The sequence below is a fragment of the Pseudomonas sp. 14P5.3.2 genome (assembly GCF_057799175.1).
The window spans coordinates 192417-213620 of the sequence record NZ_JBYOKU010000002.1 but is presented as its reverse complement, the minus strand read 5'-3'; the positions used below and the strand labels follow the sequence as shown (position 1 = coordinate 213620).

The window sequence follows — 21204 nt, the reverse complement described above, 5'->3', positions numbered from 1 at the left end:
GGCTGATCTGATGTCCCTCCCGGTCAAACGGGAGGGGGCTCTTAAACGGGCCTCTGAAACGATTTGTTTTACCGCTTTAATCTAAAAAACCTAAACCATACGACGTAAAAGTCGGGAGGAAAGATGGAAACTGTAGTTGGTCTAACCGCTATCGCTGTTGCACTGTTGATCGGCCTGGGCGCACTGGGTACCGCAATTGGTTTCGGCCTGCTGGGCGGCAAGTTCCTGGAAGGCGCAGCGCGTCAGCCAGAAATGGTTCCAATGCTGCAAGTTAAAATGTTCATCGTTGCCGGTCTGCTCGACGCCGTAACCATGATCGGTGTTGGTATCGCTCTGTTCTTCACCTTTGCGAACCCGTTCGTTGGTCAGATCGCTGGCTAATTACCCGGATTCTTCCGAGTAATTTGGTGTGATGGACAACGTAACTGCGAGGTGTTGGCGTGAACATTAATGCGACCCTGATTGGCCAGTCCGTTGCGTTCCTGATTTTTGTACTGTTCTGCATGAAGTATGTATGGCCTCCGGTCATCGCTGCTCTGCACGAACGTCAAAAGAAGATCGCTGATGGTCTGGACGCTGCCAGCCGAGCAGCTCGCGACCTGGAGTTGGCCCAAGAGAAAGCGGGTCAGCAACTGCGCGAAGCGAAAGCTCAGGCAGCTGAAATCATCGAGCAAGCCAAGAAACGCGGTAACCAGATTGTCGAAGAGGCTGTTGAAAAAGCCCGTGTCGACGCTGACCGTGTGAAGGTTCAGGCTCAAGCCGAGATCGAACAGGAACTGAACAGTGTCAAAGACAAGCTGCGCGCCCAAGTGGGCTTGCTGGCTGTCGGCGGCGCCGAGAAGATCCTGGGTGCCACAATCGATCAAAACGCGCACGCAGAGCTGGTTAACCAACTGGCTGCTGAAATCTAAGCGAGGGCGATCATGGCAGAACTGACCACGTTGGCCCGACCTTACGCTAAGGCGGCCTTCGAGCACGCTCAGGCCCACCAGCAACTGGCCAATTGGTCAGCCATGCTCGGCCTGGCAGCAGCGGTGTCGCAAGACGACACCATGCAGCGCGTGCTCAAGGCCCCGCGACTGACGAGCGCAGAAAAGGCCGCCACGTTCATTGACGTGTGCGGCGACAAGTTCGATGCCAAGGCACAGAATTTCATCAATGTCGTTGCCGAAAACGACCGTCTCCCGCTTCTGCCGGAGATCGCCGCTCTGTTCGACCTGTACAAGGCCGAACAAGAGAAATCGGTAGACGTTGAAGTGACCAGTGCTTTTGCATTGAACCAAGAACAGCAAGACAAACTCGCCAAGGTTCTCAGTGCACGACTCAACCGGGAAGTGCGCCTGCAAGTTGCGGAGGATGCTGCCCTTATAGGTGGTGTCGTAATCCGCGCCGGCGACCTGGTTATCGATGGCTCGATTCGCGGCAAAATCGCGAAACTTGCCGAAGCATTGAAATCTTGAGTTTGAAGGGGCAGCAGAGCAATGCAGCAACTCAATCCTTCCGAAATAAGTGAAATTATCAAGGGCCGCATCGACAAGCTCGATGTGACCTCCCAAGCCCGTAACGAAGGCACTGTCGTCAGCGTATCTGACGGCATCGTGCGGATTCACGGTCTGGCCGACGTCATGTACGGCGAGATGATCGAGTTTCCGGGCGGCGTCTACGGTATGGCCCTCAACCTGGAGCAAGACTCCGTAGGTGCCGTTGTACTGGGCGCATACACCAGTCTGGCTGAAGGCATGAGCGCCAAGTGCACTGGCCGCATCCTCGAAGTTCCGGTTGGTAAGGAACTGCTGGGTCGCGTAGTCGACGCACTGGGTAACCCTGTTGACGGCAAAGGTCCACTGGGCAACACCGAGACCGACGCGGTCGAGAAAGTTGCACCGGGCGTGATCTGGCGTAAGTCGGTAGACCAGCCTGTACAGACTGGCTACAAGGCTGTCGATGCCATGATCCCTGTCGGCCGTGGCCAGCGTGAGCTGATCATCGGTGACCGTCAGATCGGTAAAACCGCTCTGGCGATCGACGCGATCATCAACCAGAAAGACAGCGGCATTTTCTGCGTCTACGTGGCAATTGGTCAGAAGCAATCGACCATCGCCAACGTGGTTCGCAAGCTGGAAGAAAACGGTGCACTGGCTAACACCATCATCGTTGCAGCGAGCGCTTCGGAATCTGCAGCACTGCAATTCCTGGCTCCGTACTCCGGTTGCACCATGGGTGAATTCTTCCGCGACCGCGGTGAAGACGCGCTGATCGTTTATGACGATCTGTCCAAGCAGGCAGTGGCTTACCGCCAGATTTCCCTGCTGCTGCGCCGTCCACCAGGTCGTGAAGCTTACCCAGGCGACGTGTTCTATCTCCACTCCCGTCTGCTGGAGCGTGCATCCCGCGTTTCGGAAGAGTACGTAGAGAAGTTCACCAACGGCGCAGTGACCGGCAAAACCGGTTCCCTGACCGCACTGCCGATCATCGAAACCCAGGCTGGCGACGTTTCCGCGTTCGTTCCGACCAACGTGATTTCCATCACCGACGGTCAGATCTTCCTGGAATCGGCCATGTTCAACTCGGGCATCCGCCCTGCAGTGAACGCCGGTGTTTCGGTATCCCGTGTGGGTGGTGCCGCTCAGACCAAGATCATCAAGAAGCTGTCCGGTGGTATCCGTACCGCTCTGGCTCAGTACCGTGAACTGGCGGCATTCGCCCAGTTCGCTTCTGACCTGGACGAAGCGACCCGTAAGCAACTTGAGCATGGTCAGCGCGTTACCGAGCTGATGAAGCAGAAGCAATACGCGCCAATGTCGATCGCCGACATGTCGCTGTCGCTGTATGCCGCTGAGCGTGGGTTCCTGACTGACATTGAAATCGCCAAGATCGGCAGCTTCGAGCAAGCGCTGATTGCTTACTTCAACCGCGATCACGCCGATTTGATGGCCAAGATCAACGTTAAAGGTGACTTCAATGACGAAATCGACGCTGGCCTCAAAGCCGGTATCGAGAAGTTCAAGGCCACCCAAACCTGGTAAGCCGCAGCGGGAGCCGCAAGGCTCCCGCTTGCTAACCTGATAGGTGTTACATGGCAGGCGCAAAAGAGATTCGCAGTAAGATTGCGAGCATCAAAAGCACGCAAAAAATTACCAGCGCCATGGAAAAAGTGGCGGTCAGCAAAATGCGCAAGGCACAAATGCGCATGGCTGCTAGCCGTCCTTATGCGGAGCGTATCCGCCAGGTAATTGGGCATCTGGCCAACGCCAACCCGGAATACCGCCACCCGTTCATGATCGACCGCGAAGTAAAGCGTGCCGGTTATGTCGTAGTGAGCAGTGACCGTGGTCTGTGCGGCGGCTTGAACACCAACCTGTTCAAGGCCCTGGTCAAGGACATGGCGGTAAACCGCGAAAACGGCGTCGAGATTGATCTGTGTGTAGTGGGTAGCAAGGGTGCGGCCTTTTTCCGCAACTTCGGCGGTAACGTCGTTGCAGCTATCAGCCACCTGGGTGAAGAGCCGTCGATCAATGATCTGATCGGCAGCGTCAAGGTGATGCTGGATGCTTATCTGGACGGCCGTATTGACCGCCTGTCCGTGGTATCCAACAAGTTCATCAACACCATGACGCAACAGCCTACCGTGGAGCAGTTGATTCCACTGGTGGCGACCCCGGATCAAGAACTCAAGCACCACTGGGACTACCTCTACGAACCAGACGCCAAAGAGCTGCTTGACGGCTTGATGGTGCGCTACGTGGAGTCGCAGGTGTACCAGGCGGTGGTCGAGAACAACGCGGCCGAACAAGCTGCGCGGATGATCGCGATGAAGAACGCTACCGACAACGCCGGTGATTTGATCAGCGATTTGCAGCTGATCTACAACAAGGCGCGTCAGGCTGCGATCACCCAAGAGATCTCGGAAATCGTCGGCGGCGCTGCCGCGGTTTAACGGTTCAAATATTCAGAGGATCCAGCTATGAGTAGCGGACGTATCGTTCAAATCATCGGCGCCGTTATCGACGTGGAATTTCCACGCGACAGCGTACCGAGCATCTACGACGCCTTGAAGGTTCAAGGCGCCGAAACCACTCTGGAAGTTCAGCAGCAGCTGGGCGACGGCGTGGTACGTACCATTGCGATGGGCTCGACCGAAGGCTTGAAGCGCGGTCTGGGCGTCAACAACACTGGCGCAGCCATCTCCGTACCGGTCGGTAAAGCGACTCTGGGCCGGATCATGGACGTACTGGGCAACCCGATCGACGAAGCTGGCCCGATCGGCGAAGAAGAGCGCTGGGGTATTCACCGCGCCGCTCCTTCCTTCGCTGAACAAGCTGGTGGCAACGAGCTGCTGGAAACCGGCATCAAGGTTATCGACCTGGTTTGCCCGTTCGCCAAGGGCGGTAAAGTCGGTCTGTTCGGTGGTGCCGGTGTAGGCAAAACCGTAAACATGATGGAACTGATCCGTAACATCGCCATCGAGCACAGCGGTTATTCCGTGTTCGCCGGTGTGGGTGAGCGTACTCGTGAGGGTAACGACTTCTACCACGAGATGAAGGACTCCAACGTTCTGGACAAAGTGGCACTGGTTTACGGTCAGATGAACGAGCCGCCGGGAAACCGTCTGCGCGTAGCTCTGACCGGCCTGACCATGGCCGAGAAGTTCCGTGACGAAGGTAACGACGTTCTGTTGTTCGTCGACAACATCTACCGTTACACCCTGGCCGGTACTGAAGTATCCGCACTGCTGGGCCGTATGCCTTCGGCAGTAGGTTATCAGCCGACTCTGGCTGAAGAGATGGGCGTGCTGCAAGAGCGCATCACTTCGACCAAGCAAGGTTCGATTACTTCGATCCAGGCGGTATACGTACCTGCGGACGACTTGACTGACCCGTCGCCAGCTACCACCTTCGCCCACTTGGACGCCACCGTCGTTCTGTCCCGTGACATCGCTTCCCTGGGTATCTACCCGGCGGTAGACCCACTGGACTCGACTTCGCGTCAGCTGGATCCGAACGTGATCGGCAACGAGCACTACGAAACCGCTCGCGGTGTTCAGTACGTGCTGCAGCGCTACAAAGAGCTGAAGGACATCATTGCGATCCTGGGTATGGACGAGCTGTCGGAAGCCGACAAGCAGTTGGTAAACCGTGCTCGTAAGATCCAGCGCTTCTTGTCGCAGCCGTTCTTCGTGGCTGAAGTCTTCACCGGTGCTTCGGGTAAATACGTTTCCCTGAAAGACACCATTGCTGGCTTCAAAGGCATCCTCAACGGTGACTACGACCACCTGCCAGAACAAGCGTTCTACATGGTTGGCGGCATCGAAGAAGCGATCGAGAAAGCCAAGAAACTGTAATCCCGGCGCCCGGCAACGGGCGCTAATTTAGGTTGAGGCAATCAGATGGCTATGACAGTCCATTGCGATATCGTCAGCGCGGAAGGGGAAATCTTTTCCGGCCTGGTCGAGATGGTGATTGCGCACGGTGCACTGGGTGATCTTGGTATCGCTCTGGGTCACGCGCCGCTGATCACTAATCTGAAGCCAGGTCCGATCCGCCTGATCAAGCAAGGCGGGGAAACCGAGGTGTTCTACATCTCCGGTGGTTTCCTCGAGGTTCAGCCGAACATGGTCAAGGTTCTTGCCGACACTGTGCAACGTGCCGCCGACCTGGATGAAGCTCAGGCTCAAGCAGCCCTCAAGGCTGCCGAAGCTGCTCTGCACGAGAAGAGCGCAGATTTCGATTACGGAGCTGCGTCCGCACGTCTGGCCGAGGCCGCAGCTCAGCTGCGCACCGTCCAGCAGATCCGCAAGAAGTTTGGCGGTTAATCCGTCAGCCACTTGTTGTGCGATTGATAAAAAAGGGTAGCCTCGGCTACCCTTTTTTCTTTTCCGATTTTTACAACCCGGTCGCAGTTGCTGACCACCCAGGATTGGTAGCCAGTCATGTCTCTCGAAATCGTTATCCTCGCGGCCGGTCAAGGCACCCGTATGCGTTCGGCGTTGCCGAAAGTGCTGCACCCGGTTGCCGGCAACTCCATGCTTGGCCATGTTATCCACAGCGCGCGGCAGCTTGATCCGCAGCGCATTCACGTGGTCATCGGTCACGGTGCCGATGTGGTGCGCGAGCGCCTGGCGGCTGACGATCTGAATTTCGTGCTGCAGGACAAGCAATTGGGCACCGGTCATGCAACGGCTCAGGCTGTGCCGTTCATCACCGCCGATACCGTGCTGATTCTCTACGGTGATGTGCCGCTGATCGAAGTCGAAACCCTGCAGCGTCTGCTCAAGCACGTCGTACCGGGCCAGATGGGCCTGTTGACCGTTGAGCTCGAAGATCCGACCGGTTACGGCCGTATCGTGCGCGACGCGAACGGCAAGGTTGCCGCCATCGTTGAGCATAAAGATGCCAGCGAAGCTCAGCGCGCGATCACCGAAGGCAACACCGGCATCCTCGCCGTTCCGGCCAATCGTCTGGCTGACTGGATGAGCCGTCTGTCGAACAACAACGCACAGGGCGAGTACTACCTGACCGACGTGATCGAAATGGCGGTCAACGATGGCCTCGTGGTCGCCACTGAACAACCGCACGACCCGATGGAAGTGCAGGGCGCCAACGATCGCAAGCAACTCTCCGAGCTGGAGCGACATTACCAGTTGCGCGCCGGCCGCCGGCTGATGGCGCAAGGCGTGACCCTGCGTGACCCGGCGCGTTTCGATGTGCGCGGTGAAGTGACCGTTGGTCGCGATGTGCTGATTGACGTCAACGTGATTCTCGAAGGCAACGTTGTTATTGAAGACGACGTGGTGATCGGCCCGAACTGTGTCATCAAGGACAGCACCTTGCGCAAAGGCGTGGTGATCAAGGCCAACAGCCACATCGAAGGTGCGGTTCTCGGTGAAGGCAGCGATGCCGGTCCGTTCGCCCGTCTGCGCCCAGGCACCGTGCTCGAAGCACGCGCACATGTGGGTAACTTCGTCGAACTGAAAAACGCCCGCATGGGCGAGGGCGCCAAGGCCGGGCATCTGACCTACCTGGGCGATGCCGAAGTTGGCGCACGCACGAATATCGGCGCGGGCACCATTACCTGCAACTACGATGGCGCCAACAAGTGGAAAACCGTGTTGGGCGAGGACGTGTTCATCGGCTCCAACAACTCGCTGGTGGCGCCTGTGGATATCTCGTCCGGTGCAACCACGGCGGCCGGTTCGACCATCACGCAGAATGTGGATAACGCGCAGTTGGCCGTTGGTCGCGCGCGGCAAAAGAATATCGATGGCTGGAAGCGGCCGGAGAAGATCAAGAAGAACTGAGTTATCCACAGCTGCACTTAATGCTTGAATCCAAACGTGGGAGCGGGCTTGCTCGCGAATGCGGTGTTTCAGTTTCACATTTCAGTGACTGACCCTCCGCATTCGCGAGCAAGCCCGCTCCCACATTCGTCTGGGTCGTTTCTAAAATTTTCGATCTGTCGCTTGACGATTTATGACCGATAGGTTTTGATTGCTTCCGTTATCTTTCGAATCGAAACTTAAGCCGCCATGTCGAAACGCAATACGCCCCAACGCCGGCACAACATCCTCGCCTTGCTCAATGAGCAGGGCGAAGTCAGTGTGGATGAACTGGCCAAGCGCTTCGAAACATCGGAAGTTACGATCCGCAAGGATCTGGCCGCGCTGGAAAGCCATGGACTGTTGCTGCGCCGTTACGGCGGGGCGATCACCATGCCGCAGGAACTGGTGGCAGAACCCGGCCAGAGCGTTTCGAAATACAAACAGGCAATTGCCCGCGCTGCCGTCAAACGCATTCGCGAGCACGCCCGCATCATCATCGACAGCGGCAGCACCACCGCCGCGATGATTCCCGAGCTTGGCCTGCAGCCGGGCCTGGTGGTCATGACCAACTCCCTGCACGTTGCCAAGGCCTTGAGCGAACTCGAACACGAACCGGTGCTGCTGATGACCGGTGGCACCTGGGATCCGCATTCGGAATCCTTTCAGGGCCAGGTGGCCGAGCAGGTACTACGCTCTTACGACTTCGACCAATTGTTTATCGGCGCTGATGGCATCGATCTGGTGCGCGGTACCACCACGTTCAATGAACTGCTCGGTTTGAGCCGAGTGATGGCCGACGTGGCGCGGGAAGTGATCGTGATGGTCGAGGCCGACAAGATCGGCCGCAAGATTCCCAACCTGGAGCTGCCGTGGAGCAGCGTCCATACCCTCATTACCGATGATCGCCTGCCCATCGATGCACGCGATCAGATTCAGGCCCGCGGTATCACCGTGATTTGCGCGGCTGTCAGTCAGGAGAAATAAGCATGTGTGGAATTGTCGGCGCAGTTGCTGAACGTAATATCACCGCCATCCTGCTCGAAGGCCTCAAGCGCCTTGAATACCGCGGCTATGACAGCGCCGGCGTGGCGGTTTTCACCAACGATGAAAAGCTTGAGCGCATGCGTCGTCCGGGCAAGGTCAGCGAACTGGAAACAGCGCTGGCCGCACAGCCGCTGGTTGGCCGTCTCGGTATCGCGCACACTCGTTGGGCTACCCACGGCGCACCGTGCGAGCGTAACGCGCACCCGCATTTTTCCGGCGATATCGCCGTGGTGCACAACGGCATCATCGAAAACCACGAAGCCCTGCGTGAGCAACTGAAAGCGCTGGGTTACGTGTTCACTTCGGACACCGACACCGAAGTCATCGCGCACCTGCTGAACCACAAACTCAAGGATCAGCCTGACCTGACCGTCGCGCTCAAAGCCACGGTCAAGGAACTGCACGGTGCCTACGGTCTGGCCGTGATCAATGCACAGCAACCGGATCGCCTGGTTGCCGCACGCAGTGGCAGCCCGTTGGTGATCGGCCTGGGCCTGGGCGAGAACTTCCTCGCGTCCGACCAGTTGGCACTGCGCCAGGTCACTGACCGCTTCATGTACCTGGAAGAAGGTGATATCGCCGAAATTCGCCGCGATAGCGTGCAGATCTGGGATGTTGATGGCAAAACCGTCGAGCGCCAGACCGTGCAATACAGCGATGGCGCCGAAGCCGCCGACAAGGGCGAATTCCGTCACTACATGCTCAAGGAAATCCATGAGCAACCGTCTGTGGTACAGCGCACCCTGGAAGGTCGCCTGAGCCCGAACCAAGTGCTGGTTCAGGCTTTCGGTCCACAGGCTGCCGAGCTGTTCGCCAAAGTGCGCAACGTGCAGATCGTCGCCTGCGGTACCAGCTATCACGCCGGCATGGTTGCGCGTTACTGGCTCGAAGAACTGGCCGGTATTCCGTGCCAGGTCGAAGTCGCCAGCGAATTCCGCTACCGCAAGGTGGTGGTGCAGCCAGACACCCTGTTCGTGACCATCTCGCAGTCCGGCGAAACCGCCGACACCTTGGCCGCGCTGCGCAATGCCAAAGAGCTAGGCTTCCTCGCCAGCCTGGCAATCTGCAACGTCGGCATCAGCTCGCTGGTGCGTGAGTCCGACCTGACTCTGCTGACCCAGGCCGGTCGCGAAATCGGCGTGGCCTCGACCAAGGCGTTCACCACGCAACTGGTCGGCCTGTTATTGCTGACCCTGTCTCTGGGTCAGGTGCGCGGAACCTTGGGCAAAGACGTCGAAGCCACGTTGGTGGAAGAGCTGCGTCGCTTGCCGACTCGTCTGGGCGAAGCGCTGGCGATGGACAGCACGGTGGAAAAGATCGCCGAACTGTTCGCCGAAAAGAACCACACCCTGTTCCTCGGCCGTGGCGCGCAATTCCCGGTGGCGATGGAGGGCGCCTTGAAGCTCAAGGAAATCTCCTACATCCACGCCGAAGCCTATCCTGCTGGCGAGCTGAAACACGGTCCGTTGGCGCTTGTGGATAACGACATGCCGGTGGTCACGGTGGCGCCGAACAACGAACTGCTGGAGAAGCTCAAGTCCAACCTGCAGGAAGTCCGTGCCCGTGGCGGTGAACTGATCGTGTTCGCCGACGAGAAAGCCGGGATGACCAACGGCGAAGGCACCCACGTGGTGCAGATGCCGCACATCCACGACATCCTCTCGCCGATCCTCTACACCATCCCGCTACAGTTGTTGTCCTACTACGTCGCCGTGCTCAAGGGCACCGACGTCGACCAGCCGCGCAACCTGGCCAAGTCGGTGACGGTGGAATAAGTTATCCACAGCTGACATTGACCCGCAAAAATCGCAGCCTCGGCTGCGATTTTTGTATCTGAATCGAGGACATCCATGGACCGCTTCCAGGAAATGCAGATCTTCGCCACGGTGGCCCAGGAGCAGGGCTTCTCGGCAGCGGCGCGACGTCTGGGTTTGTCCGCCGCCAGTGTCACCCGGGCGGTGGCGGCGCTGGAGCAGCGCATCGGTACGCAGTTGCTGATTCGTACCACGCGCAATGTGCACCTCAGCGAGGCCGGTCAGCGTTATCTGGAAGACTGTCGGAGAATTCTCGTCGAGGTGCAGGAAGCCGAGGATTCGGCGGCCGGCAGTCACGCCCAGCCCCGTGGGCAATTGACAGTGACCGCACCGGTGTTGTTCGGCGAGTTGTTCGTCACACCACTGATGGCCGGTTATCTGACGCAGTACCCGGACGTTTCGATCAATGCGCTGTTGGTCGATCGGGTGGTGAGCATGGTCGAGGAAGGCATTGATGTCGCGGTGCGCATCGGTGAGCTGCCGGACAGCAATCAGCACGCGATCCGTGTCGGCGAGGTGCGGCGGGTGATCTGTGCTTCGCCGGCCTATCTGGCACAGCACGGTCGTCCCGAGCATCCGCAGGCGCTGGCCGGCGCGCCGGTGGTGGCGACTTCGTCCATCGGCCAGTTACGCAGCTGGCCGTTTGTGGACCAGGGCGAAGCGATCAGCGTGCGGCCCGAGCCGAGGCTGGTGGTCACCGCCAATCAGGCGGCGATTGCCGCGGCCTGCCTGGGGTTGGGGCTGACCCGGGTGTTGTCCTATCAAGTCGCCGGCAAGGTGGCGTCAGGTGAGCTGGAAATCGTCCTCGCCGACTTCGAACTGCCGCCGCTGCCGATCCACGTGGTGTATCAGGGCGGCCGCAAGGCGCCGGCGCGGGTGCGCAGTTTTGTCGACTATGCGGTGAAGGCTCTGCGTGAGCATCCGGCGCTGCAGAACGCGGCGTTATTTCATCCGGTGAAATAATCGATTGCGATTGCTGGTGATTCTATTGCTTTGAGGATGGGTGGAAGATGGCCTCCATCGGCGCTGCCATCCCGAACGGCGCCACCTCCAGCGGAGTCGACCATGCAAGCGATCAAACTCTACAACTTCCCGCGTTCCGGCCACGCCCATCGGGTGGAGCTGATGCTGTCCCTGCTGCAACTGCCGACTGAACTGATCCTGGTCGATCTGGCCAAGGGTGAGCACAAGCAGGCGCCATATCTGGCGATCAACAGTTTCGGCCAGGTGCCGGCGATCGACGATGGCGGCGTGGTGTTGGCCGATTCCAACGCGATTCTGGTGTATCTGGCGCTCAAGTACGGCAATGGCCGTTGGCTGCCCACCGATCCGCTGGGCGCTGCGCGGGTCCAGCGCTGGTTGTCGGTGGCGGCGGGGCCGATTGCCTTTGGCCCGGCGGCAGCACGCCTGGTCACGGTGTTCGGCGCGCAACTGAATGCCGAGGAACTGATCACCCGTGCGCACAACCTGCTCAAGGTGATGGAACTGGAACTGGGCAAGACCCCGTACCTGGCCGGCAGCGAGCCGACCATCGCTGATGTATCCGCCTACAGCTACATCGCCCATGCGCCGGAAGGCAACGTGTCGCTGGATGACTACGCCAACGTGCGTGCCTGGCTGGCGCGTGTCGAAGCCTTGCCCGGTTTTGTCGGCATGCCGCGTACCGTCGCCGGTCTGCAGAAGACTGCCTGAGGGTCCGGCCCGATCTGATCGAGTTATCCACAGTGCGCCAGCGGCGCGGGGAGATGCGTGATGGAACGTTCACCGTGGCACGCTGGCGAGCAACAACTGCAGGCCCATGTCGGCGTTGCCGAACGCATGGAAACCTTCGGGCGCAAGGTGATTCGCGACTGGATGCCGGATCAACACCGCGCGTTCTATGCGCAATTACCGTTCATGCTGTACGGCGCGGTCGATGCCGAGGGGCGTCCGTGGGCCAGCGTGCTCGAAGGCGCGCCGGGGTTTGCCGGTTCGCCCGATCCGCAGCGCCTGCAGTTGTCCAGCCTGCCGGCGGCCGATGATCCGGCGCAGTTGCACGACGGCGCCGCCATCGGTTTGCTCGGAATCGAGTTGCACACCCGGCGGCGCAATCGTCTCAACGGTCGCGTCGGCAACCTCGACGCCAGCGGTTTCGCGGTGACGGTGGATCAGTCGTTCGGCAACTGTCCGCAATACATTCAACTGCGCCAGTTCCAGCGCGTGCCGCTGAGTGATCCGCAGACGCGGCCAGCGCAGCATGGCAATGGTCTTGATGACGCGGCCAGAGCCATGATCGAAGGCGCCGACACCTTCTTTGTCGCCAGTTACGTCGAGGTCGACGGGCAGCGTGCGGTGGATGTTTCCCATCGCGGCGGTCAGCCGGGTTTCGTCCGGGTCGAGGGGAACCGCCTGACCATCCCCGATTTTGCCGGCAATCTGCACTTCAACACCCTCGGTAATCTGTTGCTCAACCCCCGTGCGGGACTGCTGTTCATCGACTTTTCCACAGGTGATCTGCTGCACCTGAGCGGGCGTACCGAGATCATTCTGGAAGGGTCGCAGATCGAAGCCTTTCAAGGCGCTGAACGCCTGTGGACATTCGAGGTGGAGCAACGGGTGTGGCGTCCGGCGGCACTGGCCTTGCGCTGGCGCTTCGACGGCATGTCGCCCACCAGCCTGCTGACCGGCACCTGGGCCCAGGCCGATGCACGCTTGCAGGCCAAAGCACTGGGTGACCGCTGGCGGCCGCTGCGGGTGACCCGCATCGAGCGCGAAAGCCAGCACATCCGCTCGATTTATCTGCAACCGGACGATGGCGCGGGGATGCCGGTGTTTCAGGCCGGCCAGCATCTGCCGCTGCGCTTCAAGCTGGGTGATGAAACGCCTATCCGCACCTACAGCCTGTCGAGTGCGCCATCGGATGATTTCCTGCGTATCAGTGTGAAACGCGAAGGCCTGGTCTCAGGCCATTTGCACCAGCAGATCCGGGTCGGCGATATCCTCGAGGCGCGGGCGCCACAGGGGCACTTCACCGTGGCGCCGCTGGAGCAACGACCGCTGGTGTTGCTGGCGGCGGGGGTTGGCATCACGCCATTGCTGTCGATGCTGCGCGAGGTGATTTATCAAGGCCTGCGCACCCGCAGGATCCGGCCGACGTGGCTGCTGCAGAGTTCGCGCAGCCTGGCTGATCAACCGTTTCGTCAGGAACTCGATCGCTTGCTGGAAAATGCTGGCGATGCAGTGCGGGTGGTGCGCCTGCTCAGTCAGCCGGAGGCTGATCTTCAGGAGGGCGAAGATTTCGATCTGCGCGGGCGCATCGACGCTGCGGTGCTGCGCGATCTGCTGGACGTCGAGGATTACGACCAGATCGATTTTGCGGTCTGTGGCCCCGGCGCTTTTACCCAAAGCGTCTATGACAGCCTGCGCGACCTCGATGTTCGCGATGCGCGGATCCATGCCGAAACCTTCGGCCCTTCGACGCTCAAGCGCCAGCCGGACCCGGATGCCGTGGTCATCGAGCAGCCGCCGGCCGCCATCACTTCGGTACCGGTAGTGTTCGAACGCTCGGCCAAAGAGGCGCGCTGGCAGCCGGACGGCGGCAGTCTGCTGGAGCTGGCGGAAAGCCGTGGCCTGCGCCCCGAGTTCAGTTGCCGTGGAGGTTCGTGCGGCACCTGCAAGACGCGGTTGCTCAGTGGCGCGGTGAATTATCCACAGCCCCCGGCAGACATGCCGGAAGCGGGGCAGGTGCTGATTTGCTGCGCGGTACCGGCGCTGAGTGAACAGCCGCTGGTGCTGGATCTCTGACGGCTCATTTGAAATCACGACAACCCCCTGTGGGAGCGGGCTTGCTCGCGAAGGCGTCAGGTCAGTCGACATGATTGTTTACTGAAAGATCGCCTTCGCGAGCAAGCCCGCTCCCACAGGGGATGTGTTTCAGCAACGGGTCAGGCGTAGGACAGGTCTTTCTCTTCCAGCAGCTCCTGATACAGTTCGGTCCACTTGCGGGCCATCTCGTCGGCGGTGAACAGCTGCCGGTAACGCGCCTCGGCCTTGATGCCCATGGCTGCCGCGCGCTCCGGGTTTTCCCACAAGGTGCGCATCGCCTCGCGAAACGCCTGTGGATTGCTCGGGGGAACCACCAGGCCGGTTTCATTGTGGATATTGATGTAGCTGGTGCCGGTACCGATTTCGCTGGAGATCATCGGTTTGCCGTACATCGCGCCTTCGAGCAGCGAAATGCCGAACGCTTCGGAGCGCAGGTGCGACGGGAACACGATGGCGTAGCTCAGTTGCAGCAGGGCGACCTTGTCTTCATCGCCCAGGCGTCCGAGGAAGTGAATATTGCGCAGGCCCAGCGCAGCGGCCTGGGCATGCAGCTCCAGTTCCAGCGGCCCGGCGCCGACGATTACCACCGGATAATCCACGTCCTTCAAGGCATCGAGCAGGATGTGCAGGCCCTTGTAATAACGCATGACCCCGACGAACAGGAAAAACTTATCCCCAAGCTGCTGGCGCCAGCGATTCATGCGTTCGCTGTCCGCCTGTGGATAACCGGCCTTGTTCAAGCCGTACGGAATCACCCGGGTCTTGTCCTGGAACTGCTGCAACACGTCGCTGGTGTGCAGGTAGTTCGGCGAGGCCGCGACAATCCGGTCGGCGCTGGCGAGGAAGCGGTTCATCAGCGGTCGGTAGAGTTTGAGCAGATGCTTCTGGCGGATGATGTCCGAGTGGTAGGTCACCACGCTCGGCTTGTTCATGCCGCTGGCGAAGTGCACCAGGTCCATGAACGGCCAGGGGAAGTGGTAGTTGACCACATCGGCTTCGGCGGCCAGCTCGCGAAACTGTTTGAACACGCTCCAGGAAAAACCGGTGGAGGCGAACTGGATGTCGAGTCTGGCGCGATGCACTTCATGTTGACCGAGTTGCACCACGGGCGGGGTCGGATCGGCGCTGAGGGTCAGCACCTGACCGTCGATGCCATGATGTGCGCCGCTTTCGCACAGCTGGAAGATCACCTGTTCGATGCCGCCGACCGAGTCAGGCAAGTAGGTTTTGAAAAAGTGAAGAACTCGCATTCAGCCTCCCATGGCCTGGCGGTAGGCACCGGCGGTGGCCTGTGCGCAACGTTCCCAGGAAAATAGCCGCGTCCGGTGCAATCCGGCTTCTCGGCAGGCCTGCCAATGCGCTTGATCGTCGATCAGGCGATTCAGCGCATCGCGCAAGCCGTGTGCATCGTCAGGTTCAATGTAGTTGCCTGCCGCGCCGGCAACTTCCGGCATGGCTGAAGATCGGGTGAGGATCACCGGGGTGCCGCTGGCCATTGCTTCCAGTACCGGCAGACCGAAACCTTCATACAGTGATGGAAACACCAGCGCTCGAGCGCCGGCCAGCAGCTGGGCGACGTGTTCATCCGGCAGGTAGCCGAGCAAGCAAACGTGCCGTGAGGCCAGGGCCTGGCGCAGTTCGTCGCTGAACTGGGCCTGTTGCCAGCCGGCCATGCCGACGATCAGCAGCGGAAAGCGCTTGCGTACGGCATCCGGCAGCAAGGCGTGGGCACGCAGGGCCAGGCTCAGGTTCTTGCGCGGTTCCAGGGTGCCGACACACAAAAAATATTCTCGCGCGGCAACGGCATGCGCCTTGAGCACCGCTTCGATGGCGTGTGGTTCCCGTGGGTGGAAGCGCTCGGCCACACCCAGTGGCGCCACCACGAAACGCTCGGCCGGCAGACCAAAATAAGCCTGCGCCTCGTCGGCAATCGCCTGCGAGTCGGTCACGATCCGTTGCGCCTGTTGCACGCCAGCAGCCAGGCGCCGTTCGATTTCCTTGAGACGCGCCGCCGGTTGCGAATCAGGAAAGTGCAGATGGGTCAGGTCGTGCAGGGTGATCACGGTCGGGCCATCGAAGGCCAGCGGCCACAGGCTCGGCTCGTGATACAGGTCGATGCCTTGCGTGCGGCCCTGATCGAAGCGTTTCTGCTCCAGCCAGCGCCGCGCCTGATAGGCGCCGGGGATCTGCCGCAGCAGCGGCGTCAGGTGCGAATAGCCGGGCATCGCCGCTTCCGGCAGCGCCGAACTCCAGCCCCAGCCGTGGAACAGCGCCACTTCGACATCGGTGGTGCTGCGCAAGGCACGAACCAGTTCGGCGACGTAATGGCCGATGCCGGTGCGCGGTGCCTGCAGAATTCGGGCGTTAAGGGCAATGCGCATACGGCCTCGCTGGCGCCGATGGCGCTTTCAGGACGTTGTGTGCGGTGCGTTCGGTCAATTGGGCGCTGGCCTCGCGCCAGCCGATCCAGCGCCAGTCAGCCACATTGCGGGCAGCGGGGAACTGACCGCTTTGCTGGAATCGGATGATCAAGTCGGCGAGGCTTTGCGGGTCCTGCAAATCGAAGTAGGCCATGAACTCGCCGCCAATTTCGCGGAACACCGCGATGTCGCTGCCCATCGCCGGCAAGCCGCGCTGCATGGCTTCTACCAGTGGCAGGCCAAAGCCTTCGACAAACGAGGGGAACACCAGTGCACTGGCGTGGGCGTAGGCATGTTCGAGGCTGGTGTCGCTCAACTCGTTGAACATGAACAGGCGGCGATTCAGTTCGGGATGATTGTGCACCCGGGCGAGCAGAGCGTCGCACTTCCAGCCGATGCGTCCGGCGATGCACAGCCGCGCCGTGCAGCCGGCGGCCCAGGCCCGCTCGAAGGCATCGAGCAGGTACGTGTGGTTTTTGCGCGGTTCGATGGTGCTGACCATCAGGAACACGGGCTCCGGTGTACTGAACAGTTGTTGCAGGCGCGGTTCGACCGTAGCCCTGGCGCTGTGCAGATCCAGTTCGGAACCGAGATGGAAATAATCGAACCAGAGTCTGTCGGTGCGTGCCGGGCCGACCCGTCGCTGCAGTTCGGCGCGCAGCTGATCGCGCACCGTTGCGGAAATCGCCATGTAGCCATCGGCGGTGCGGGTGATCCAGTCGAACCATGCGCTGAAGACCTGCACCAGCCGCGTGTCGTAGAACTGCGGGTGGGTCAGCGGGATCAGGTCGTAGATCACGGCGACGATACCCACCCCGTCACGCTTGAGTTGTTCGGCGTGGGGAAAAAAGTCCGAATGCCAGGACGAATCCAGCAGCACCAGCTGGTCGCCAGGCTGATGTTGCAGTGGCGTGCAGCGCTTGAGCAGTTGCTTGCGGTTCATCAGCCTGATCAGGCGCAGCGGACAACCAAACAAGCCGAAGGAGGTCAGCCGGTAAGCGACGTACAGAATGCGTCGGGTGAATTTCGACGGACAGCGTGGATCAAGGCGCTGGTGCCACTGCCAGAATCGGTGGGCGAGGCGTTCCAGCCGCTCGCCAAAGGTCGCAACGGCGTTGAGCAATGGCGCGTCCAGCGGGGCCAGGCGTGTGACCCGATAGAGCTGGCCCCTGAGCGAAATCACCGGCAGGCACTCGACATCACCCACCCGCTCGGGCAGTTGCTTGATGACGTTACGCACCACTCGTTGAATACCGGAGTTGATCGCCGGGTGCTTGAAGACGTGGGTGCACTCCACCAGTAGCCGGGTCATGGTGCACGCTCGGTCAGCTCTGCCTCGCTATGGCGGGTGATCGAGGTCTTGGCGTTGAGCCAGGAACAGCCGACGAAATCTTCCTGGCGGTTGTTGATCACATGAAACACCAGGCCGTAATCGCGCCATTCGAAGTTGCGGTCCAGGTGCGAGTCCAGGCGTGACAGGCTCAGCGATACGGAATAGTTGCCCTTGCCCAGGCCCATGACGAAGGCAAAGCGGTAAGTGAAGCGTTCGCCGGCGTGCAGGTCAGTCAGAGCCTTGTTCAGACGATGGGTGTTGATGCCATACATCATCTGGCCCAGACGATCCTTGAGGATGAAGCCGAGCACCAGTCGTTCAATGTCGCGCCGAACCTCCACCTGAACTTCCAGTACCACTGGCTGGCCGACCTCGGCAGCGTCGATGGCGCGATCGTGTTCGTCCAGCAGGCGCACACTGAGAATGCCTGCCTCGCCGGTGCCGGACACGGTTTGCACCTCGCCGCCGGCGAGCATTTCCTGACGCACGATCTGCCCTTCGCGTTCGGCCATCAGGGCGTTGTAATAATCGAGCACCACTTCCGGCTTGTCGTACAGGGCCATGCGCCCATCCTTGAGCAGGATGGCCGAATCGCAGATCGACTGGATGGCCGAGCGATCATGGGAGACGATCAGCAAAGTGGTACCGGCCTTGCGGAAGCTGCGGATGCGTTCGAAGCTCTTGTGCTGGAAGTAGGCGTCACCCACCGACAGGGCCTCGTCGACGATCAGAATGTCCGGGCGCCGCGCGGTGGCGACGCTGAACGCCAGACGCATTTGCATGCCGCTGGAGTAGGTGCGGACCGGCTGGTCGATGGCTTCGCCGATTTCCGCGAAGTGTTCGATGTCCGGCATCAGCGTTTCGATCTCGCTGACCTGCAGGCCCAGCAACTGCCCGGCCATGAACGCGTTCTGGCGACCGGTAAAGTCCGGGTGAAAGCCCATGCCCAGCTCCAGCAGTGCGGCCACGCGACCTTCGATTTCGATCTTGCCGCACGTGGGCTGAGTGGTGCCGGTGATCATCTTCAGCAACGTGCTCTTGCCCGCACCGTTGGCGCCGACGATCCCCACCGCCTCGCCGGGCGCGATCTCGAACGCGACATCCTGCAGTACCCAGTGCTGATGGTGACGAACGGGTGAAAAAGGTATCAGCCATTCCGCCAGGCGACTCCAGCGCGTCGGGTACTGTTTATAGGCCTTGCCCAGGCCTGTAACGCGAATATGCCCCATCAGAGTTCATCCACCATTTCGCCGACGCGCTGGCGAAACAGGCGCAGGCCGATCAGACACATCAGCATGGCGGCGATGAACGCCGGTAGCAGCGAACTCCAGACCGGCCATTGCCCATACAGGAACAGGTTCTGATAGCTGCCGATCAGGCTGGTCAGCGGGTTGAGCTGCAACAGACGCTGGACCCACTCCGGCAGGATCGTGATCGGGTAAACAATCGGCGTCAGCCAGAACCAGAACTGCAGGCAGATGGCGAAGAGCTGGCCGACATCACGGAAGAACACGTTCAACACGCCAAGAATCATTCCCAGCCCGGCGCAGAACATCATTTGCAGCGCGATCAGCGGAATCAGCGCCAGCAGCGCCATGCCCGGCCAGCGTCCGGTGACCAGCAGGAAACCCAGAAACAGGGCGATGATGATCGCGAAATTGATCCCGGCGTTGATCAGCACGATCACCGGCAGGCAGATACGCGGGAAGCTGATTTTCTTCAGCAGGTTGGCGTTGTCCAGAAACATGGTCTGGCTGCGCAGGGTGATTTCCGAAAACATTCCCCAGGCCAGCAACCCGGCGCAGAGATAGACGCTGTAGGCCATGCTGTCGTCCACACCCGGCAGGCGCGCGCGCATGATGTGCGAGAAGATCACGGTGTAGACGATGATCATCGACAGCGGATTGAAGATCGGCCACAGAGCGCCGAACAGTGAGTTGCGGTAACGCGCTTGAAACTCCCGCTGCACGCTGCCGAGGATGAAACCCCGGTAGCTGTGCAGCGAGCGGTAAAGGGAAAGCAGCATTCAATCCGTCCTGCCGTATTGGTCTTCGAAGCGCACGATATCGTCTTCACCCAGGTATTCGCCGCTTTGCACTTCGATGATCACCAGGTCGATCACGCCAGGGTTTTCCAGGCGATGCCGGTGTCCGGCGGCGATGAACGTCGATTCGTTCTTGGCCACCAGATGGGTGCCCGTGCCGTTGTTGGTGACCTTGGCCATGCCTTCGACCACGACCCAGTGTTCGTTGCGGTGATGGTGCATTTGCAGCGACAGCTTGCCGCCGGGCTTGACCACGATACGTTTGATCTTGAAGCGCGGACCTTCCTCGAGCACGGTGTAGGTGCCCCATGGCCGGCTGACGGTGCGGTGCAGGCGGTAGGCTTCGTGGGATTTGTCCTTGAGCTGCTTGGCGACACGCCGCACATCCTGGGCGCGGTCGGCGTGGGCCACCAGCACGGCGTCGGCGGTGTCGACGATGATCAGGTTATCCACACCGACGGCGGCCACCAGCCGGCCTTCGCTCTGCACGAAGTTGTTGTGGCTGTCGATGAAGACCGCTTCGCCACTGGCGCGATTGTTGTCGGCATCGGCCGGCACCAGTGCGGCCACGGCGCCCCAGGAACCGATGTCGCTCCAGTCGAAACCGGCGGGCACCACCACGACTTTTTCCGAGCGCTCCATCAAGGCGTAGTCGATGGAGATGTCGGTGATTTCGGCGAACAACGTCGGTGACAGTTCCTGTTGCAGGCAGCCGACGGTTTCCACCGGGGCGCTGGCGTCCATGCACGCGCGGGTCTGTTCCAGCAGCTCCGGGGCATGCCGTTGCAGCTCGTTGATCACGGTCGCGGTGGTGAAACAGAACATGCCCGAGTTCCACAGGAAGTTGCCGCTTTCCAGGTAATGCGTGGCGGTCTGCAGATCGGGTTTTTCCACGAAACGCTGCACTTTCGCCGCGCCTCTGGCGTCCAGTGGCGCGCCGGTCTCGATGTAGCCGAAGCCGGTTTCCGGTGCAGTCGGCAGCACACCGAAGGTCACCAGATAACCGTCCTTCGCCAGGTTGACCGCGTGCTCGACGGCACTCTTGAGTGCGTCCTGGTTGACGATCAAATGGTCGGCGGGCATCACCACCATGATTGCGTTGTCGCCGTGCAGCGCCTGCAGTGACAGGGCCGCTGCGGCAATCGCCGGGGCGGTGTTGCGCCCGGTCGGCTCCAGCAGAAAGTGCCCGCGATGGCGCGACACGTGGGCGGCGCAATAGTGATCCTTGCTCTGGAAGTAGTACTCGCGGTTGGTCACCGTGACGATGTCGCCCCAGCCGTCGAGCAATGCTGCCGCCCGCTGGTAGGTCTTGCCCAGCAGCGACTGGCCGTCGGGCAGGGTCATGAACGGCTTGGGATGGCCCTCGCGGGACACCGGCCACAAACGAGTACCGGCACCGCCGGACAGAATCACGGGGATCAGCATGA

At 60.5% G+C, this 21204-nt stretch carries 19 protein-coding genes; 13 read left to right on the top strand and 6 right to left on the bottom strand.

Going from position 1 to position 21204, the window contains the following annotated elements:
• Nucleotides 1–123: 123 nt before the first annotated feature.
• From atpE to AC27VU_RS02590, 13 genes are all read left to right on the top strand, one after another.
• Nucleotides 124–381, top strand: a complete 258-nt coding sequence (atpE, locus tag AC27VU_RS02650) for a F0F1 ATP synthase subunit C (RefSeq protein WP_003097235.1) — start codon at nt 124–126, stop codon at nt 379–381.
• 59 nt (nt 382–440) lie between these two features.
• The gene (locus tag AC27VU_RS02645; protein ID WP_003229781.1) at nt 441–911 is read left to right on the top strand and encodes a F0F1 ATP synthase subunit B; all 471 of its coding nucleotides are present in this window, start codon (nt 441–443) and stop codon (nt 909–911) included.
• Nucleotides 912–923: 12 nt separating this feature from the next.
• Nucleotides 924–1460 carry a F0F1 ATP synthase subunit delta gene (locus AC27VU_RS02640; protein ID WP_007911956.1) on the top strand — a complete coding sequence of 179 codons (537 nt, stop codon included), beginning with the start codon at nt 924–926 and terminating at the stop codon, nt 1458–1460.
• A gap of 21 nt (nt 1461–1481) precedes the next feature.
• Nucleotides 1482–3026, top strand: coding sequence for a F0F1 ATP synthase subunit alpha (atpA, locus tag AC27VU_RS02635; protein WP_488723348.1), 1545 nt, complete (start codon nt 1482–1484; stop codon nt 3024–3026).
• 50 nt (nt 3027–3076) lie between these two features.
• Entirely contained in the window at nt 3077–3937 is an 861-nt protein-coding gene (atpG, locus tag AC27VU_RS02630; protein ID WP_003229775.1) for a F0F1 ATP synthase subunit gamma, read from the top strand.
• Between the two features lie 27 nt (nt 3938–3964).
• The gene (atpD, locus tag AC27VU_RS02625; RefSeq protein WP_003229774.1) at nt 3965–5341 is read left to right on the top strand and encodes a F0F1 ATP synthase subunit beta; all 1377 of its coding nucleotides are present in this window, start codon (nt 3965–3967) and stop codon (nt 5339–5341) included.
• A gap of 45 nt (nt 5342–5386) precedes the next feature.
• Nucleotides 5387–5812, top strand: a complete 426-nt coding sequence (locus AC27VU_RS02620) for a F0F1 ATP synthase subunit epsilon (protein WP_003229772.1) — start codon at nt 5387–5389, stop codon at nt 5810–5812.
• A 117-nt stretch (nt 5813–5929) separates the two neighbouring features.
• Nucleotides 5930–7297: a bifunctional UDP-N-acetylglucosamine diphosphorylase/glucosamine-1-phosphate N-acetyltransferase GlmU gene (glmU, locus tag AC27VU_RS02615; RefSeq protein WP_488723347.1), complete on the top strand. Its 1368-nt coding sequence runs from the start codon at nt 5930–5932 to the stop codon at nt 7295–7297.
• A gap of 228 nt (nt 7298–7525) precedes the next feature.
• Nucleotides 7526–8302, top strand: coding sequence for a DeoR/GlpR family DNA-binding transcription regulator (locus AC27VU_RS02610; protein WP_488723346.1), 777 nt, complete (start codon nt 7526–7528; stop codon nt 8300–8302).
• A 2-nt stretch (nt 8303–8304) separates the two neighbouring features.
• Nucleotides 8305–10137 (top strand): glutamine--fructose-6-phosphate transaminase (isomerizing), encoded by a 1833-nt coding sequence (gene glmS, locus AC27VU_RS02605; RefSeq protein ID WP_473018499.1) that lies wholly within the window; start codon nt 8305–8307, stop codon nt 10135–10137.
• A gap of 75 nt (nt 10138–10212) precedes the next feature.
• Entirely contained in the window at nt 10213–11139 is a 927-nt protein-coding gene (locus tag AC27VU_RS02600; protein WP_103484006.1) for a LysR family transcriptional regulator, read from the top strand.
• A gap of 102 nt (nt 11140–11241) precedes the next feature.
• Nucleotides 11242–11868, top strand: coding sequence for a glutathione S-transferase family protein (locus tag AC27VU_RS02595; protein ID WP_003229768.1), 627 nt, complete (start codon nt 11242–11244; stop codon nt 11866–11868).
• Between the two features lie 60 nt (nt 11869–11928).
• A complete protein-coding gene (locus AC27VU_RS02590; RefSeq protein WP_488723345.1) occupies nt 11929–13959 on the top strand; it encodes a 2Fe-2S iron-sulfur cluster-binding protein in 2031 nt (676 codons plus the stop codon).
• A gap of 140 nt (nt 13960–14099) precedes the next feature.
• Here AC27VU_RS02590 and AC27VU_RS02585 read toward each other — a convergent pair whose 3' ends face one another.
• Genes AC27VU_RS02585 through AC27VU_RS02560 form a run of 6 tightly spaced genes read right to left on the bottom strand, consistent with a single transcriptional unit; the run spans nt 14100 to nt 21202 of the window.
• Nucleotides 14100–15230 (bottom strand): glycosyltransferase family 4 protein, encoded by a 1131-nt coding sequence (locus AC27VU_RS02585; protein ID WP_488723344.1) that lies wholly within the window; start codon nt 15228–15230, stop codon nt 14100–14102.
• A complete protein-coding gene (locus tag AC27VU_RS02580; protein ID WP_488723343.1) occupies nt 15231–16361 on the bottom strand; it encodes a glycosyltransferase family 4 protein in 1131 nt (376 codons plus the stop codon).
• The gene (locus AC27VU_RS02575; protein WP_488723342.1) at nt 16345–17712 is read right to left on the bottom strand and encodes a glycosyltransferase family 4 protein; all 1368 of its coding nucleotides are present in this window, start codon (nt 17710–17712) and stop codon (nt 16345–16347) included. The genes AC27VU_RS02580 and AC27VU_RS02575 overlap by 17 nt, the downstream gene beginning before the upstream one ends.
• Entirely contained in the window at nt 17709–18962 is a 1254-nt protein-coding gene (locus AC27VU_RS02570; RefSeq protein WP_003229759.1) for an ABC transporter ATP-binding protein, read from the bottom strand. The genes AC27VU_RS02575 and AC27VU_RS02570 overlap by 4 nt, the downstream gene beginning before the upstream one ends.
• Entirely contained in the window at nt 18962–19759 is a 798-nt protein-coding gene (locus AC27VU_RS02565; protein ID WP_103521798.1) for an ABC transporter permease, read from the bottom strand. Before AC27VU_RS02565 ends, AC27VU_RS02570 begins: the two co-directional genes overlap by 1 nt.
• On the bottom strand, nt 19760–21202 hold the full coding sequence (locus AC27VU_RS02560; protein ID WP_488723341.1) for a mannose-1-phosphate guanylyltransferase/mannose-6-phosphate isomerase: 1443 nt from the start codon (nt 21200–21202) through the stop codon (nt 19760–19762).
• Between the last annotated feature and the right edge of the window lie 2 nt (nt 21203–21204).

What these genes read in the sequence shown, in the direction of transcription:
- atpE (WP_003097235.1), top strand. Translation starts at nt 124, where the DNA reads ATGGAAACTGTAGTTGGTCTAACCGCTATCGCTGTTGCACTGTTGATC.
- AC27VU_RS02640 (WP_007911956.1), top strand. Translation starts at nt 924, where the DNA reads ATGGCAGAACTGACCACGTTGGCCCGACCTTACGCTAAGGCGGCCTTC.
- atpA (WP_488723348.1), top strand. Translation starts at nt 1,482, where the DNA reads ATGCAGCAACTCAATCCTTCCGAAATAAGTGAAATTATCAAGGGCCGC.
- atpG (WP_003229775.1), top strand. Translation starts at nt 3,077, where the DNA reads ATGGCAGGCGCAAAAGAGATTCGCAGTAAGATTGCGAGCATCAAAAGC.
- atpD (WP_003229774.1), top strand. Translation starts at nt 3,965, where the DNA reads ATGAGTAGCGGACGTATCGTTCAAATCATCGGCGCCGTTATCGACGTG.
- AC27VU_RS02620 (WP_003229772.1), top strand. Translation starts at nt 5,387, where the DNA reads ATGGCTATGACAGTCCATTGCGATATCGTCAGCGCGGAAGGGGAAATC.
- glmU (WP_488723347.1), top strand. Translation starts at nt 5,930, where the DNA reads ATGTCTCTCGAAATCGTTATCCTCGCGGCCGGTCAAGGCACCCGTATG.
- AC27VU_RS02610 (WP_488723346.1), top strand. Translation starts at nt 7,526, where the DNA reads ATGTCGAAACGCAATACGCCCCAACGCCGGCACAACATCCTCGCCTTG.
- glmS (WP_473018499.1), top strand. Translation starts at nt 8,305, where the DNA reads ATGTGTGGAATTGTCGGCGCAGTTGCTGAACGTAATATCACCGCCATC.
- AC27VU_RS02600 (WP_103484006.1), top strand. Translation starts at nt 10,213, where the DNA reads ATGGACCGCTTCCAGGAAATGCAGATCTTCGCCACGGTGGCCCAGGAG.
- AC27VU_RS02595 (WP_003229768.1), top strand. Translation starts at nt 11,242, where the DNA reads ATGCAAGCGATCAAACTCTACAACTTCCCGCGTTCCGGCCACGCCCAT.
- AC27VU_RS02590 (WP_488723345.1), top strand. Translation starts at nt 11,929, where the DNA reads ATGGAACGTTCACCGTGGCACGCTGGCGAGCAACAACTGCAGGCCCAT.
- AC27VU_RS02585 (WP_488723344.1), bottom strand. Translation starts at nt 15,230, where the DNA reads ATGCGAGTTCTTCACTTTTTCAAAACCTACTTGCCTGACTCGGTCGGC.
- AC27VU_RS02580 (WP_488723343.1), bottom strand. Translation starts at nt 16,361, where the DNA reads ATGCGCATTGCCCTTAACGCCCGAATTCTGCAGGCACCGCGCACCGGC.
- AC27VU_RS02575 (WP_488723342.1), bottom strand. Translation starts at nt 17,712, where the DNA reads ATGACCCGGCTACTGGTGGAGTGCACCCACGTCTTCAAGCACCCGGCG.
- AC27VU_RS02570 (WP_003229759.1), bottom strand. Translation starts at nt 18,962, where the DNA reads ATGGGGCATATTCGCGTTACAGGCCTGGGCAAGGCCTATAAACAGTAC.
- AC27VU_RS02565 (WP_103521798.1), bottom strand. Translation starts at nt 19,759, where the DNA reads ATGCTGCTTTCCCTTTACCGCTCGCTGCACAGCTACCGGGGTTTCATC.
- AC27VU_RS02560 (WP_488723341.1), bottom strand. Translation starts at nt 21,202, where the DNA reads ATGCTGATCCCCGTGATTCTGTCCGGCGGTGCCGGTACTCGTTTGTGG.